This is a genomic window from Oscillibacter sp. CU971 (genome assembly GCF_905219725.1).
Lineage (GTDB): Bacteria > Bacillota > Clostridia > Oscillospirales > Oscillospiraceae > Oscillibacter.
In genome coordinates, this window is the sequence record NZ_CAJMXG010000055.1 from 1 (window position 1) to 15219 (window position 15219).

The 15219-nt window shown below is 63.5% G+C and carries 12 protein-coding genes and 2 pseudogenes; 8 read left to right on the plus strand and 6 right to left on the minus strand.

All coding sequences use genetic code 11. The features are described from left to right. The coding region (locus JX325_RS05880) for a threonine/serine exporter family protein (RefSeq protein WP_204790229.1) at positions 1-310 on the plus strand (310 nt) is incomplete at its 5' end. A 23-nt stretch (positions 311-333) separates the two neighbouring features. Then, complete coding sequence (locus JX325_RS05885; protein ID WP_204790230.1) at positions 334-1080, plus strand: acyl-[acyl-carrier-protein] thioesterase; 747 nt, start codon at positions 334-336, stop codon at positions 1078-1080. Positions 1081-2673: 1593 nt separating this feature from the next. Here the strand turns inward: JX325_RS05885 and trmD are convergent. Genes trmD through JX325_RS05915 form a run of 5 tightly spaced genes read right to left on the minus strand, consistent with a single transcriptional unit; the run spans position 2674 to position 7133 of the window. Further along, entirely contained in the window at positions 2674-3441 is a 768-nt protein-coding gene (gene trmD / locus JX325_RS05895; protein ID WP_204790232.1) for a tRNA (guanosine(37)-N1)-methyltransferase TrmD, read from the minus strand. Continuing rightward, on the minus strand, positions 3438-3935 hold the full coding sequence (gene rimM, locus JX325_RS05900; RefSeq protein ID WP_204790233.1) for a ribosome maturation factor RimM: 498 nt from the start codon (positions 3933-3935) through the stop codon (positions 3438-3440). The genes trmD and rimM overlap by 4 nt, the downstream gene beginning before the upstream one ends. A 22-nt stretch (positions 3936-3957) precedes the next feature. Next, complete coding sequence (locus JX325_RS05905) at positions 3958-4854, minus strand: sensor histidine kinase KdpD (RefSeq protein ID WP_204790234.1); 897 nt, start codon at positions 4852-4854, stop codon at positions 3958-3960. A gap of 3 nt (positions 4855-4857) precedes the next feature. After that, positions 4858-5553 carry a response regulator transcription factor gene (locus JX325_RS05910; RefSeq protein ID WP_204790235.1) on the minus strand — a complete coding sequence of 232 codons (696 nt, stop codon included), beginning with the start codon at positions 5551-5553 and terminating at the stop codon, positions 4858-4860. Then, positions 5550-7133 carry a peptide chain release factor 3 gene (locus JX325_RS05915; RefSeq protein WP_204790236.1) on the minus strand — a complete coding sequence of 528 codons (1584 nt, stop codon included), beginning with the start codon at positions 7131-7133 and terminating at the stop codon, positions 5550-5552. Before JX325_RS05915 ends, JX325_RS05910 begins: the two co-directional genes overlap by 4 nt. Before the next feature lie 284 nt (positions 7134-7417). On the opposite strand from JX325_RS05915, the pseudogene JX325_RS05920 reads away from it, so the two are divergent. Further along, a pseudogene (locus JX325_RS05920) lies at positions 7418-8260 on the plus strand (sulfide/dihydroorotate dehydrogenase-like FAD/NAD-binding protein). A 2-nt stretch (positions 8261-8262) separates the two neighbouring features. Continuing rightward, positions 8263-9645, plus strand: a complete 1383-nt coding sequence (gene gltA, locus JX325_RS05925) for an NADPH-dependent glutamate synthase (RefSeq protein ID WP_204790237.1) — start codon at positions 8263-8265, stop codon at positions 9643-9645. A gap of 671 nt (positions 9646-10316) precedes the next feature. Here the strand turns inward: gltA and JX325_RS05930 are convergent. Further along, positions 10317-10736 (minus strand): YjdF family protein, encoded by a 420-nt coding sequence (locus JX325_RS05930; RefSeq protein ID WP_204790238.1) that lies wholly within the window; start codon positions 10734-10736, stop codon positions 10317-10319. Positions 10737-11033: 297 nt separating this feature from the next. Here JX325_RS05930 and JX325_RS05935 point away from each other — a divergent pair, with 297 nt between their 5' ends. The 4 genes and pseudogenes from JX325_RS05935 to JX325_RS05950 all read left to right on the plus strand — a co-directional run. Continuing rightward, positions 11034-11723, plus strand: a complete 690-nt coding sequence (locus tag JX325_RS05935; protein ID WP_204790239.1) for an ABC transporter ATP-binding protein — start codon at positions 11034-11036, stop codon at positions 11721-11723. A gap of 2 nt (positions 11724-11725) precedes the next feature. Further along, on the plus strand, positions 11726-14419 hold the full coding sequence (locus tag JX325_RS05940; RefSeq protein ID WP_243413948.1) for an ABC transporter permease: 2694 nt from the start codon (positions 11726-11728) through the stop codon (positions 14417-14419). After that, positions 14416-14775, plus strand: coding sequence for a hypothetical protein (locus JX325_RS05945; protein ID WP_204790240.1), 360 nt, complete (start codon positions 14416-14418; stop codon positions 14773-14775). Before JX325_RS05940 ends, JX325_RS05945 begins: the two co-directional genes overlap by 4 nt. A gap of 161 nt (positions 14776-14936) precedes the next feature. Next, positions 14937-15219 (plus strand): annotated as a pseudogene (locus JX325_RS05950) (nicotinate phosphoribosyltransferase); the annotation flags it as partial.

The following is a 15219-nucleotide window of genomic DNA, read 5'->3' on the forward strand; positions in this document are numbered from 1 at the left end:
GTATCTGCTGGGCGGGCAGACCATTTTCGCGGCCTTCCTGGCGGCGGCGGCCATCGGCGTCTTCGCCGAGGTCATGAGCCGGGTCCGCCGCTGCCCGGTGACGGGCTATGTGCTGGTGGCCCTGCTGCCCCTGGTGCCCGGCGGGGGCATCTATTACGCCATGCGCCACGGCGTGGCCGGGGAGACGGACGCGTTTCTCAGCACCCTGCTCCACACCTTCGGCATGGCGGCGGCGCTGGCGGTGGGGGCCATGCTGGCCTCGTCGGCGTTTCGGGCGGTCTTTCCCCGGCTGAGGCCGCCCAAACAGTGAACAACGGAGGATGGGATTTTACCATGGAAAGCTTCAAACAAAAATTATATAAAAACGGCTATTTCCGCCAGGAGGAGCTGGTATTCTGGGACTGTGACCGGGAGCAGCGGGTCCGGCTGGCGGCGCTCCTCAGCCGCCTGGGGGCCTTCGCCGGGTACGACTACGACGCCCGGGGCCTGACCCACGAGGTGCTGTGGGCCAACCGGGAGGTCTTCCTCCTGTCCCGGGCGTCGATTAAAATTCAGGACTGTCCCCACGCGGGGGACGTGCTGGACATCACCACCTGGGAGGCGGGGGCCAAAGCCGCCCACATGGGGCGGAACTATGAGATGCGGGACCGGCAGGGCCGTCTCCGGGTCTCCGCCCGGACGGACTGGATTCTGGTGGACCCGGAGACCCGGAAGATCATGCGGCCCTCGGCCTTCACGGCCAAGCCCCTGCTGTCCTCGGATCGGTCCCTGGACTGCCCGGAGACCAGGAAAATCGTCCTCCCCAGGGAGGGGCGGGAGGACCTGGGGACCCGGACCGTCCGCTGGTCCGACCTGGACGGCAACGGGCACCTGTTCAGCGGGAATTACGCCGACATCATCTGGGACGCCCTGCCGGAGGACTTGCAAATCCAAACGCCCAGGGAGTTCCAGATCAACTACAGCCGGGAGGCCGTCCTGGGGGATACCCTCCGTTTGGAGGGCTTCCGGGGAGAGGCGGGCTATTTCGTGGAGGGCCTGGGGCCCCGCGGGGCCTGCTTCACGGCCCTGTGCGCGTTCTGAAAGGGTTTCCAAAAAACTGTNCTTGACGGCGGATTTTCCCAGGTATACAATGGAAGTACGTACTGTTCCGGCGATTTTCCGCCGGAGAAGAGAGGAGATTTTCTATGAAACGCTTTTTGANCATCCTGCTGACCACTCTGGCGCTGGCGGGTCTGCTGTGCGTCAGCGCCTCCGCCTCCAGCTTTGACGGCCCGGCGGCGGAGCTCTCTGCCATCGGCATGCTCAAGGGCGGCTCCGGCGGCTTTGACCTGGACAAGGCCCCCACCCGGTCCCAGGCCGCCATCATGCTGGTCCGCCTCTACGGCGCGGAGGAGGAGGCCAAGGCCGCTTACGCCGCCGGGGACCTCCAGTGCCCCTTCACCGACGTGAACGGGACCGCCGCCCCCTTCGCCGCGTGGCTGAAGGACAAGGGCCTTGCCAGCGGCNCCTCCGAAACCACCTTCGGCGGGTCGGAGCCCTGCTCCGCCAAGGCCTACACCATCTTCCTCCTCCGGGCCCTGGGCTATCAGGACNACGTGGACTTCACCGCCGCCAACGCCCAGGAGTTCGCGATGGGGCTTGGCCTGCTGGNTACCTCCGCGCTCACCGGGAAATTCCTCCGGGACGACCTGGCGGCCATGACCTATCAGGCCCTGGGCATGGACCGGAAGGACGGGAGCACCTACCTGCTGGCCAGCCTTATTGAGAGCGGGGCCGTGGACGCGGCGGNCGCCAAGCCCATGACGGACAAGATCGAGGCCTACCGGGCTCTCCAGACCTCCGGCGCGGCGGCGGCCCAGGGGCTGGACACCACCGTGGACGTGAAAATGGCTATGAGCCTCGGCGTCAAGGGCACCGAAGGCGGGACTTCTCTGGACATGACCCAGAAGGCGGACGCCACGGTCAAGGGCCGCATCCAGATGGTCCTGGACAAGGAGCTCCAGATGGCCATGGACCTGACCGTCACCGCGACGGACGGGGAGACCACCGAAACCGAAAAAATGGAGTACTGGCTGAAAGACGGCGTGGTATATGTCCGCTCCGGCGATATGTCCTATCAGATGCCCATGAATATGATGGGAATGGACATGGAGGCCTTTATGGCCCTGATGGAGCAGGCATCCGGAAAGACCTCCGCCGCCCAGCTGCCCTTCATCGACTCCATCACCGCCAAGTCCTCCGGGGACAGCACGGTCTACACCCTGAAACTGAACAACGCCTTTGCCGGAATGATCAACGGCCTGACGGGCCAGATTCTGGGCGCGCTGGCGGCGGAGGCGGACCTAAAGATGGACATGTCCCTCGCTCTGGACGGCAGCACCCTCACCTACACCGTGGGCAAGGACGGGGCGCTGAAAAGCGCGGCCGCCGATCTGACGCTGAAAGCGGGCGTGAAAGCCTCCGACNGCAAGGACAGCCTGACGGCGGACGTCTCCGCGGACCTGGACATGACCATGGAGGTCAAGGCCATGGGCAAGGCTGTGAAAATCAGCTTCCCCGATTTCTCGGGCTTTGAAGACATCATTGGCGGAGCCGGCGGCCCCACCGGCATCTTCACCGCCGCTTAAGCCTTCCCTCCCGCAAAGAGAGCCGCCCGGCTTTGCCGGGCGGCTCTTACGGTTCCCCGTCCTCCAAGGCCAGCTCGTCCCTGGCCTCCTGGNGGACCTTTTNTTCCGCCTTGGTGGTCAATTGACTCTCGTCAAACTTGGCGAACAGGTCCGGGCGGAGGCGCATGGTCCGCTTGTAGCTCTCCTTCTTCCGCCACGCCGCCACCTTCCCGTGGTCCCCGGAGAGGAGGATCTCCGGCACCGCCCGGTCGTGCCACACAGCGGGCCGGGAGTATTGGGGGTACTCCAAAAGCCCGTTCCAGTGGGACTCCTCCTGGAAGCACTCCTCGTCCGGCAGGACCCCGGGCACCATGCGGCACACCGCGTCCGCCACCGCCATGGCGGGAATTTCCCCCCCGGTGAGAACGAAGTCCCCCATGGAGATTTCCTCGTCCACGCACTCGTCCAGAAAGCGCTGGTCCACGCCCTCGTAGTGGCCGCACACCAGAATCAGGTGTTCATAGTTCTCTTTCAGCTCCCGGGCCAGACCTTGGGTAAAGGTCCGCCCGCAGGGGGAGAGGAAGATGGTCCGCCCCGGCCCGTGGGCCTCCACCACATGGGCCCAGCAGCGGTACAGCGGGTCCGCCTGCATGACGGCCCCCCGGCCCCCGCCGTAGGGGTAGTCGTCCACCTGCATCTGCTTGTTGGTGGTGTACTCCCGAATCTGGTGGGTCCGGATGGCGATGTACCCCCGCTCCTGGGCCCGGCCCAGGATGCTGATGTTCAGCATGGCGTCCACGGAGTCCGGGAACAGGGTCAGAATGTCGATGTTCACTCCGTCAATCCCTCCCACATCCGAATGTCCATCCGGTTGTTTTCCAGGTCCACTCCCAGGATAAACGCGTCTTTCACCGCCGGGACCAGGAACTCCGTCACTCCCCGGACGGTATAGACCTTGCTGGCGGGATAGCGGTCCACCCGGACCAGCTCCCCCACGCACTCCCCGGTCTCCCCGTCGTAGACGTCCAGGCCCAGGAGCTCGGCGTCGAAGTACTCCCCCTGCGCAAGCCCCGCGTCCGCCCGGCGGATCAGCAGCTCCTTTCCCCGGAGGCTTTCCGCGGCGGTGCGGTCCTCCACCCCCTCCAGCTTGAGGAGGGCCATGCCCTTGTGGACCCGGCAGGACGCGGCGGCGACGGCCTTTCCTTCCAGATAGAAGGTTTGAAAGCCGGTGAGGAAGTCCGCCTCCCCCTCCAGGGGCAGGACACGCAGCTCTCCCCGGATGCCGTGGACGCTGACTATCCGGCCCGCGGGCACAAACTCTAATTTCATAAGGACGCTCCTTTGCTGTCAATCAATTCCGGGGCAGGAACAGGGAGAACTTGGCCCCCCTCCCGGGCCGGGAGAAGGCCTTCACGTAGCCGCCCTGGCCCTGGGCAATCTGCCGGACCAGGTAGAGCCCCACGCCCACGCCCTCCTCGCCGGAGGCCGCTCTGCCCCGGTAGAACCGCTGGAAGAGCTTGGCCAGCTCCTCCTCCGGGATGCCGGGGCCGGTGTCCTCCACATCCACCCGGGCGAAGAGCTCATAGGCCCGGGCGCTGACGGTGACCCGGCCCGCCGGGGTGTATTTCACGGCGTTGTCGATGAGGTTGCACACCGCCTCCGCCGTCCACTTGGGGTCAAAAACCGCCTCCGCCCCGGCGGACTCCAGCACCAGCTCCAGGCCCTTCTCCGCCGCCTTGGGGGCAAATTGGGAGACCGCCTCCTCCAGCATGGGCCCCAGGGGCCCCGGCCGGGGATGGAGGACCAGCACCCCCGCCTCCAAGCGGGAGGTTTTTACCAGCGCCTCAATGAGGGATTGGAGCTTTCTTGCCTGTTCCCCCAGGGCGGCGGTGCAGGCCCGGCAGTCCTCCGGGGCCTGTTCCTCCAGAAGCTGGGTGTAGAGCAGCACGTTGGCGATGGGGGTTTTGGTCTGGTGGGAGATGTCGGCGATAAGGGACTTGATTTTGTCCCGCTCTTCCCGGAGATGAACGGCGGAGACGGAGGAGGCGCTGAGGTAGTGGGCCAGCTTCGTCTCCAGGGCGGAGAGCAGGGTTTCGTCAAAAGCCTCCTCCCGAAAGTCTCCCCGGATGGCCTCGTCCAGCATCTGATCCAGGCGGCGGAGCAGGCGGCGCATCCGCCAGCGGTCCCAGAGGAACAGCGCCGCCGCCGGAAGCAAAACGGCAAGGAAGCCGTATCCCGCGCTTATCATGCCTCAGCCCTCTTTCTCTCCGGTGGTCCAGGTGTAGCCGATGCCGTAGACAGTTTTCAGATACCGGGGCTTGGAGGGGTTTTCCTCCAGCTTGCCCCGGAGGCGCTTCACCGTCACGGACAGGGCGTTTTCGTCTACATACTCCGCCCCGCCGGTCCACACCCGGTCCACCAGCAGCTCCCGGGGCAGGGTCCGCCCCCGGTTCTCCACCAGAATGCGGAGGAGCTTCTGCTCCGTCTTGCTCAAATCGACGCTCCGCCCGTCCCGCCGGAACTCCATGCGCTCAAAGTCAAAGGAAAACCCGTCCAGGACCAGGGGCCCGCTGGGGACAGCCCCGCGATCCCGGCGGAGCTGGGCGTTGACCCGGGCCCGGAGCACTGCCAGGGAGAAGGGCTTGGTGACGTAATCGTCCGCCCCGGACTCCAGCCCCGCCACGATGTCCGTCTCCATGTCGTTGGCGGTCAGCAGGATGACGGGGACGGAATTGGCCCCGGCCCGGAGACGGCGGAGGAAGTCCAGCCCGTTTCCGTCGGGGAGATTCACGTCCAGAATCAGCAGGTCAAAGCCTCCCGCCTCCAGGGCGGACCGGGCGGCAGAGAGGGTCCGGCACAGCGTCAGCTCCAGCGCCGGGTCCTTGAGGGCTAGGCACAGCCCGTCCCCCAGGGCCCGGTCGTCTTCCACAATTAGAATCGATTTCATGACACGCTCAAAGCGTNNTCCAGNACCAGGCCGGGGTTGTGCTTGGTCAAAAAGCCCACGGACCANTCGCCGCCGAAGGCCACCAGCAGCCGGTCCTTGAAGTCCTCCAGCACCGCCGCGCCGGTGCACAGGACCAGCTCGTCGGGCTTGCAGGGGCATGCGGTGATGAGCCGCAGGTGGTCGTAGGGCAGGCCCTCCATGTAGAGCTCCACGCCGTATTCCGCCTTCATGCGGTACTGGAACACGTCGAACTGCAAGGTGCCCACGACTCCCACCACGACCTCCTCCATGCCGCCGCCGGGGCGCTTGAAGATCTGGATGGCGCCCTCCTGGGCGATTTGCTCCGTGCCCTTGATGAACTGCTTGCGCTTCATGGTGTCCTTGGGGGACACCCGCATGAAGTGCTCCGGCTCGAAGGTGGGGNTGCCCGCGTAGCGGAACTTCTTCTCCGGCACGGTGACGGTGTCGCCGATGGAGAAAATGCCGGGGTCGAACACGCCGATGATGTCCCCGGCGTAGGCCTCGTCCACAATCTCCCGCTCCGCCGCCATCATCTGCTGGGGCTGGGAGAGGCGCATTTTCTTGCCGGTCTGGACGTGGAAGTACTCCGCGTCCCGCTGGAAGCGGCCGGAGCAGATGCGCATAAAGGCCAGCCGGTCCCGGTGGGCCTTGTTCATGTTGGCCTGAATTTTGAAGACGAAGGCGGAGAAGTCCGGGGAAAACGCGTCGATCTCCTCCTCTCCCGCCATGCGGCTTATGGGGGCGGAGGTCATGCGGAGGAAGGCTTTCAAAAAGGGCTCCACGCCGAAATTGGTCAGGGCGGAGCCGAAGAAGACGGGGGAGAGAGTCCCGGCCCGGACGGCTTCCAGATCGAAGTCCCGGCCCGCCCCCAGCAGCTCCACTTCTTCTTGAAGCTGCCGCCAGCGGTTTTCCCCAAGCATGCCCCCAAGGTTGGGGTCATCCAGGTCCACGGCGGTGGCCTCGGCCTTTTTGGCGTGGCCCTCGCCGGAGAAGAAGAGGATATGGGCGGACTCCCGGTCATAGACCCCCTGGAATTCCTTCCCGGAGCCAATGGGCCAGTTGACGGGGTAGGTGTCGATGCCCAGCTCCGNNTCCACCTCGCCGCAGAGCTCCAGGGGGTCCCGGCTCTCCCGGTCCATCTTGTTGATGAAGGTGAAGATGGGGATGTGCCGCAGGGCGCAGACCCGGAAGAGCTTTCTTGTCTGGGGCTCCACGCCCTTGGCGGCNTCNATNACCATGACGGCGGAGTCCGCCGCCATGAGGGTGCGGTAGGTGTCCTCGGAGAAATCCTGGTGGCCCGGGGTGTCCAGGATGTTGACGCAGTAGCCGTCGTGCTGGAACTGCATGACGGAGGAGGTGACGGAGATGCCCCGCTGCTTCTCAATTTCCATCCAGTCGCTGGTGGCGGCCCGGGCCCGCTTGCCCTTGACCTCGCCCGCCTGGGCGATGGCCCCGCCGTAGAGCAGGAGCTTTTCCGTGAGGGTGGTTTTGCCCGCGTCGGGGTGGGAGATGATGGCGAAGGTTCGCCTCCGGGCGATTTCGTCCTTAAAAGCGGCCATGTTGCAGCCTCCTGGTTTTTAATAATGGGAGTGTTTCCACAAATTTAATAATATAGCATAGATTTGGGCGGTTTGCAAGTCCGGCGCATTGACAGGGCTTTGCCTTCTCAGATGAACACAGGTTCTTGCAAAAATCCAAGGGAAACCAATTGACGGTTTCCGTCCCTTATGCTAAACTAGAAACAATGTGTCAATGGCAGGACACGGGCTCCAGGCCTTGCTTGCAGCGTGTCGGGCAAGACCGAACATCACAACCATGACATGATCGGGAAAGAAGGAAGCATATGTACAAAATCGTCAGAAAAGAGGCTCTGCGCCCCACCGTCACCCTGTACGAGATCGAGGCCCCGCTGATCGCCAAGAAGGCCCAGCCGGGACAGTTCATCATCCTCCGGGTGGACGAAAAGGGCGAACGCATCCCCATTACCATCAACGCCTACGACCCGGAAAAGGGCACCGTCACCATCATCGTCCAAACCGTGGGCGCGACGACGGAAAAGCTCAGCCATCTCAGCGAGGGCGACTGCCTCCAGGACTTCGTGGGCCCCCTGGGCAAGGCCACCGAGACCGAGGGCAAGAAAAAGGTCTGCGTGGTCGGCGGCGGCGTGGGCTGCGCCATCGCCTACCCGGTGCTGAAAAAGTTCCACGACGACNGGGNCNAGNTCCACGCCGNGGTNGGCTTCCGCACCGAGNACCTGGTGATTCTCGAGGACGAGTTCAAGAAGTCCTCCGACAAGCTCATCGTCTGCACCGACGACNGAANCTATGGCCGCAAGGGCCTGGTCACCGAGGCTTTGAAGGAGCTCATTGAAGAAGGGAACCAGTACGACGNGNTCTTCGCCANCGGCCCCANNGTCATGATGAAGTTCGTCTCCAAGACCACGGAGCCCTACGGCGTCCCCACCACCGTCTCCATGAGCCCCATCATGATCGACGGAACCGGCATGTGCGGCGGCTGCCGCCTGAGCGTGGGCGGCGAGATGAAGTTCGCCTGCGTGGACGGCCCGGACTTCGACGGTAACAAGGTGGATTGGGATCTGGCCGTGAAGCGGAACCAGATGTATATGNNATTCGAGAAGCACNAGCACGAGGAAACCTGCAACCTCTTTAAGAAGGAGGCCGAATAATCATGGCCAATATGTCTTTACAGAAAAACCCCATGCCCTCCCAGGACCCCAACGTCCGGAATAAGAACTTCCAGGAGGTGGCCCTGGGCTACACCGAGGAACAGGCTCTGGACGAGGCCCAGCGCTGCTTAAACTGCAAGAACCGCGCCTGCATGCAGGGCTGCCCCGTCATGGTACATATCCCTGAGTTCATCGCAGAGGTGGCCAAGGGCGACTTTGAGGCGGCCTACCAGATCATTTCCAACACCTCCGCCCTGCCCGCNGTCTGCGGCCGGGTGTGCCCCCAGGAGACCCAGTGCGAGATGTACTGCGTCCGGGGCAAGAAGGGCGATCCCGTGGGCATCGGCCGTCTGGAGCGGTTTGTCGCCGACTGGCACAACGCCCACTGCACCGAGGCCCCGGAAAAGCCCGCTTCCAACGGCCACCGTGTCGCCGTGGTGGGCTCCGGCCCCGCGGGCCTCACCTGCGCGGGCGACCTGGCCCGGAAGGGCTATGACGTCACCGTGTTCGAGGCCCTGCACCTGGCGGGCGGCGTGTTGGTGTACGGCATCCCCGAGTTCCGTCTGCCCAAGGCCATCGTCCAGAAGGAAGTGGACGGATTGAAGGCCATGGGCGTGACCATCGCCACGGATACGGTTATCGGCCGGACCATCTCCATCGACGAGCTGATGGAGGAGCAGGGCTTCGAGGCCGTGTTCATCGGCTCCGGCGCGGGCCTTCCCATGTTCATGGACATCCCCGGCGTGAACTATCGGGGCGTTTACTCCGCCAACGAGTTTTTGACTCGTATCAACCTGATGAAGGCGTACCTGCCCGACTCGGATACTCCCATTCAGCGGCCCAAGAAGGTGGCCGTGGTGGGCGGCGGCAACGTTGCCATGGACGCGGCCCGCTGCGCCAAGCGCCTGGGGGCCGAGGTGTACATCGTCTACCGCCGGGGCATGGAGGAGCTCCCCGCCCGGAAGGAAGAGGTGGAGCACGCCGAGGAGGAGGGCATCATCTTCAAGACNCTCTGCAACCCGGTGGAAATCTTTGCCGACGAAAACGACGACGTNAACAAAATCCGCTGCATCCGCATGGAGCTGGGCGAGCCCGACGCCTCCGGGCGGCGGCGGCCCATTGAGGTACCGGACAGCGAGTCCGACCTGGACGTGGACTGCGTGATTATGTCTCTTGGCACCAGCCCCAACCCCCTGATTAAGTCCACCACCAAGGGCCTGGAAATCAACCGCAAGGGCGGCATCGTGGTGAACGAAGNCGGCCTGACCTCCCGGGAGAAGGTCTATGCCGGCGGCGACGCGGTGACCGGCGCGGCCACGGTCATCCTGGCCATGGGCGCGGGCAAAACCGCCGCCAAGGCCATCGACGAGGCTCTGAGCAAGTAATATGAAAACGAACGTCACGGACGTCATTGCTCTGNCGTTGGCGCTGTGCCTCCTGCTTGCCGCCTGCGGCGGGCAGGGGGCTTCGCCGTCCGAAGCGCCGCCGGAGGACCTGCCGCCGGAAGAAACAGCCCCGGTCCCCTCCGGCTTCCCGGAACTGGAGGAGACGGAGTGGGAGGCGGTCAGCGTCGACCTGGAGTCCTTCGGCATCTCCCAGACCTTGAATGATGAACGCTTTGAGTATATCTTCAACCATACGAACACAGTCCCGTTGGACCAGCTCNTTGTCTTCGACCTGTGGGGTGACGCGCTGACAGAGGGCTCCAGCGAGGAACTCCGCAGCCGCTTCCTGGAAGCGCCGGACACGGTGCTGGCCTATCTGGTCCTCATGGGGGACCAGCGGGTGGACTATTGGGACCAGCCCCTGGCGGCGGATAAGGTCTGCAATAGCATCGCCACCGCCGACGCCGCCTGGCACGGCGGCTCGGAGGAGTTTGCCCAGACCTTGGCCGCCTGCCGGGAACGCTATTCCTCCGGCCGCGTCGCGGAACTGCTGGACGTGATGGAGCGGGAGCACGCCGCCTCTATGGAGCGGAACCACGGGCAGAGCCAATGNACAGCGCCCCGGAGAGGGAGGTCCTCTCCGGGGCGCTGCTTGCGTATCTCTTCCGAATCTAATGTCCCTTCCGCTTCTCCCTCCGTTTTTCCTGCCGGAGGGCGAATTTCCGCTCCTCCTCCGCCTCCCGTTCCGCCCGGCTGCGGCGGGTCCGGGCGGCTTTGCCCTCCTCCCGCTGGAGAGCCAGGGCCTGTTGGGCTTTGGTGCCTATGGCGGCTGGGCGGACGGCCCTTTGGGCCTCCCGGCGGGCGCGCTTGGGGCTGACCTTCCTCTCTAAGGGGCCCTTGGCGGCGACGGGCGGGCTGAAGCGCAGGCTCCGCCAGTTCTCCAGCAAAAAGGCGTAGACCTCCTGGTCCCCCGGCTCGGCCCCGAAGGGGAGCTTNCAGGCCTCATAGGTTCCGCCGCCGCCCCACTCATAGAGCAGGACCCAGAAGGGGTCCTCAAAGCGGACTGTCAAATTTGCGNATCCGGTTTCCATACGCGGTTCCTCCTTTTCGTGTCTCTCACGGAGAATGGACAACCAAAGGAGGCAGGTTACTGATACCCGAAGGGGTACGCCCGGACTACCGACCGGGCCGTGTTTTTATCTCCGCAGGTTTATTGTAGCGGAAAGGTACGCAAAATGCAAGGGAGCCTGTACTCGCCCTTCGGGAGGGGGAGCAGCTTCTTTCAACTCTGTAAGATTTGAGAAAGAATCTGGACAGATTCCTATGGTAGAGTATCTGCAGTAAAAGCCCCATGGNTTGAAAACACTTTACCTTGGAGGTATCAGAATATGACAATCTTAGAGACAAAGGCCCTGCACAAGCACTACGGCTCCGGCGAGACGGAGGTCCGTGCCCTGGACGGCGTGGACCTGACGGTGGAAAAGGGCGAATTCGCCGCCGTGGTCGGCACCTCCGGCTCCGGCAAGTCCACCCTCCTCCATATGCTGGGCGGGCTGGACCGCCCCACCTCCGGCTCCGTCAGCGTGGACGGGAAAGACATCTTCTCCCTCAAGGACGAGGCTCTCACCATCTTCCGCCGCCGGAAAATCGGCTTTNTCTTCCAGAACTACAACCTGGTCCCTGTCCTCAGCGTCTATGAGAACATCGTCCTCCCGATTCAACTGGACGGCCAGAAGCCCGACGCCGCCTACGTGGACCAGATCATCGAGACTCTGGGCCTGGAGAAAAAGCTCCGGAACCTGCCCAACAACCTCTCCGGCGGCCAGCAGCAGCGGGTGGCCATCGCCCGGGCCCTGGCGGCCAAGCCCGCCATCATCCTGGCCGACGAGCCCACCGGCAACCTGGACTCCAAAACCAGCCAGGACGTGATGGCCCTGCTGAAAATCACCAGCGAGAAGTTTGCCCAGACCATCGTCATGATTACCCACAACGAGGAAATCGCCCAAATGGCGGACCGCATCATCCGCATTGAGGACGGAAAAATCCGGTCCTCCCGGACCACCGGGGAGGAGGCATAACCATGATCCGTGTCGCCAACAAGGGCTGCGTCCGCCGCCTGGGCTTCCGGTCCATGCGGGCCGCCCGGACCCGCAACATCGTGGCCGTCCTGGCCATTGCCCTAACCACCATCTTGTTCACCTCCCTCTTTACCATCGCTTCCTCCATCAACTATTCCTTCCAGCAGGAGAATTTCCGCCAGGCGGGCGGCGACTTTCACGGCACCATCAAGGGCCTCACCTGGGAGCAGGTGGAGGAAATGCGGACGGACCCGCTGATTCAAGGGGACTTCGCCCGGTTGTTCGTGGGCATGCCCGCGGACCCGCCCTTCAACAAATCCCATGTGGAGGTCTCCTACCTGGAGCCCGCCGCCGCGCCCCACTACTTCTGCCAGCCAGTCGAAGGGACCCTCCCCCGGGAGGGCACCGACGAGGCCGCCACGGACACCCGCGTTCTGGCCCTTCTGGGGGTGGAGCCGAAGGTGGGCGCGAAATTCACCATTTCCTTCTACCTTGACGAAAACACCTCCAGCCGGAAGCTGGTCACCCGGACCTTCACCCTCTCGGGATGGTGGGAGTACGACAGCGCCCTGGTGGCCAGCAATGTGCTCCTGCCCCGCTCCGCCGCCGAGGAGTTCTGTGCCCAGGGCAGCGGGGACCCCTACTCCATGACCGGAGAATGGAACCTGGACATGATGTTCAAAAGCGACCTCCAGATCGAGGAGAATATCCTTCAGATCCTGGAGAACCACGGCTATCAGCACGACGACCCCCAGGGGGAGAATTACTTGAAAATCGGCGTCAACTGGGGCTACTCCGGGGCCCAGCTTTCCAACAGCTTTGATATCTCNACGCTGATCGCCATTGTGGTTTTGCTGCTGCTGATTATCTTCACCGGCTACCTGATTATCTACAACGTCTTCCAAATTTCCGTCACCAACGATATCCGGTTTTACGGCCTTCTGAAAACCATCGGCACCACCGGCAAGCAGATCAAACGCGTCGTCCGGCAGCAGGCCCTNCTTCTCAGCCTTATCGGCATCCCCATTGGACTGCTCCTGGGCTTTGTCATCGGCAACAAGCTCACCCCGGTCATCATGGCCCAGCTGAGCTACAAGAANGCCTTCGTCTCCTTCAACCCCCTGATTTTCATTGGAGCGGCGCTGTTCGCCCTGCTGACCGTGTTCCTCTCCTGCGCCCGTCCGGGCCGCATGGCGGCGAAGGTCTCCCCGGTGGAGGCCGTGCGCTACACCGAGGGCGGCGGTCCGAAAAAGGCGGGGAAGCGGGAGAAGGTCCGCAGAGCCCGGAGCGGCGCGTCCCTTCCGGGCATGGCCTGGGCCAATCTGGGCCGGAGCCGGGGNAAAACCATGGTGACGGTCATTTCCCTGATGTTGGCGGTGGTGCTGGCCACGATTACCTACACGTTCTCCACCGGCTTCGACATGAACAAGTACCTGGCCCATATGGCCGACGTGGACTTTATCCTGGGGGACGCGGCCTATTTTCAGACCAGCGGCGGCTTCCGCACCGCCGATCAGGCGGTGCCGGAGAGCATCATCTCCGACGTGAGCGCCCGGAGCGGCGTGGAGGAGAGCGGACGGGTCTACGGCGGCGTNTCCGCCATANAGCAGTTTGTCACCGAGGACTGGCTCCGGATGGGCTATGGAACGTATAATACCCCGGAGGTTGTGGATGAAATCATCGCGGGAACGGCCCGGCTGCCCAGCGGGCTTCTGGAGGCCGGCGTGCAGATGTACGGCATGGAGGACTTTCCCCTGAGCCTGCTGGACGTGCTGGAGGGAGACCTGGCCCCCCTGTCGGACCCCAGCCAAAAGGCCATCGCCGCCGTGTACCTGCCCGACGACTATAACGCCACCCAATGGAGCAGCAATTGGGCCAAGCTTGGGGACACCGNGACGGTCCGCTATATCACCGAGATGGAGTATTTCTACCGGGACACCGGGGAGATCGTTGAGGACCTGGACGCCGCCATCGAGGGAAACCGCCCCTGGGGAGAGCGGGCCAAGGTCTATGAGGACATCGACTACACCGTCTGCGCCCTGGTGCAGGTTCCCAGCAGCATCTCCTACCGCTATCGGGTTGTGGGCTGCGATGGTTTCATCCTGGGGGCGGAGCGGTTCAAACAGGACACCGGCACCGACAGCGTCATGACCTATCTCTTCAACACCACCGACGAGGCGGAGGCGGGCATGGAGTCCTTCCTGGCGGAGTACACGGAGAGCGTCCAGCCCCTCTACGACTATGAGAGCCGGGCCACCTACGTCGCCGAGTTCGAGGGCTTCCGGGGCATGTTCATGACCATGGGCGGCGCGCTGAGCTTCATCATCGGCCTTGTGGGCGTGCTGAACTTCGTCAACGCGGTCCTCACGGGCATCNTCACCCGGAAGNGNGAGCTGGCGGTGCTCCAGTNCATCNGCATGACCGGGAAGCAGCTGAAAACCANGCTGGTGTACGAAGGCCTTTATTACACCCTCCTGGCCCTGGCGGTGTCCCTGGTGATGACGGTGTGCATCGGCCCCCTGATGGGGACCGTCCTGTCGGATGTCTTCTGGTTCTTCTCCTACCGGCTTACCGTGACGCCCATCCTGGTGATCCTGCCNATCNTCCNGGCNCTGGNGGCCCTGGTGCCCCTTTGGNCCTACCGCTCCGTGTCAAAACGAACCATTGTGGAGCGTCTGCGGGAGGCGGAGGGATGAGAAAGCTGTTTTGGGCGTTCGGCCTCCTGCTTCTTCTCGCCGCCTGCGGGCAGAGGGAGGAAGCCGTGGAGGGCAACCTGATTCTCACCAACTACGCCCCGGAGGCCATCTCCAACATCACCGTGGAATACGGCGGCGAAACCCTCTCGTCGGAGGCGGCTATTTCCGACACCCAGCTCTGCTCCTTTACCCTGCCGGAGGAGGACGGCCTGACCTATACGGTTTCCTTCGAGACGGCGGAGGGCGAAACCGTCCGCGAGAGCTTCACCGACAGCTTTGCGGAGGAAACGGCCGTGTACCTTCGGGCGGACCGGGCGGAGGGCTTCTGGCAGCTGGAGCACGACCAAGCATCCTGAAAAAACGCAGGGCCCGCCTAAAGGCGGGCCCTGCCGCTATTGGCAAAAATATACCCGATATCCCCTGCATTTTTCGTGAATTTTTCCCAAAAAAGAGATTGCATTTCCGCGGCGCTTTGCTTATAATCAAGGGAACAACTTCAGAAGAGGGGGCTCCTGCCATGCGCACCGAACAAAAGCTGAACATGACCATGCTCTGTGACTTCTATGAGCTGACCATGGGCAACGGCTATTTCCAGGCGGGCTTTCAGGACCGGATGACCTATTTCGACGTGTTCTTCCGGGACGTGCCGGACAAGGGGGGCTTTGCCATCTGCGCGGGCCTGGACCAGCTCATTGAGTATATTCTGGATCTGCATTTTGACGAGGAGGACATCGCGTACCTCCGGGACCGGAATCTGTTTTCCGAGGAGTTCCTGGCCTATTTGAAGGACTTCCGTTTCC

Excerpts from the sequence above, each read along its gene's own strand:
- JX325_RS05945 (WP_204790240.1), top strand. The coding sequence starts at position 14,416 with ATGAGAAAGCTGTTTTGGGCGTTCGGCCTCCTGCTTCTTCTCGCCGCC.
- JX325_RS05910 (WP_204790235.1), bottom strand. The coding sequence starts at position 5,553 with ATGAAATCGATTCTAATTGTGGAAGACGACCGGGCCCTGGGGGACGGG.
- rimM (WP_204790233.1), bottom strand. The coding sequence starts at position 3,935 with ATGAAATTAGAGTTTGTGCCCGCGGGCCGGATAGTCAGCGTCCACGGC.
- JX325_RS05905 (WP_204790234.1), bottom strand. The coding sequence starts at position 4,854 with ATGATAAGCGCGGGATACGGCTTCCTTGCCGTTTTGCTTCCGGCGGCG.
- JX325_RS05885 (WP_204790230.1), top strand. The coding sequence starts at position 334 with ATGGAAAGCTTCAAACAAAAATTATATAAAAACGGCTATTTCCGCCAG.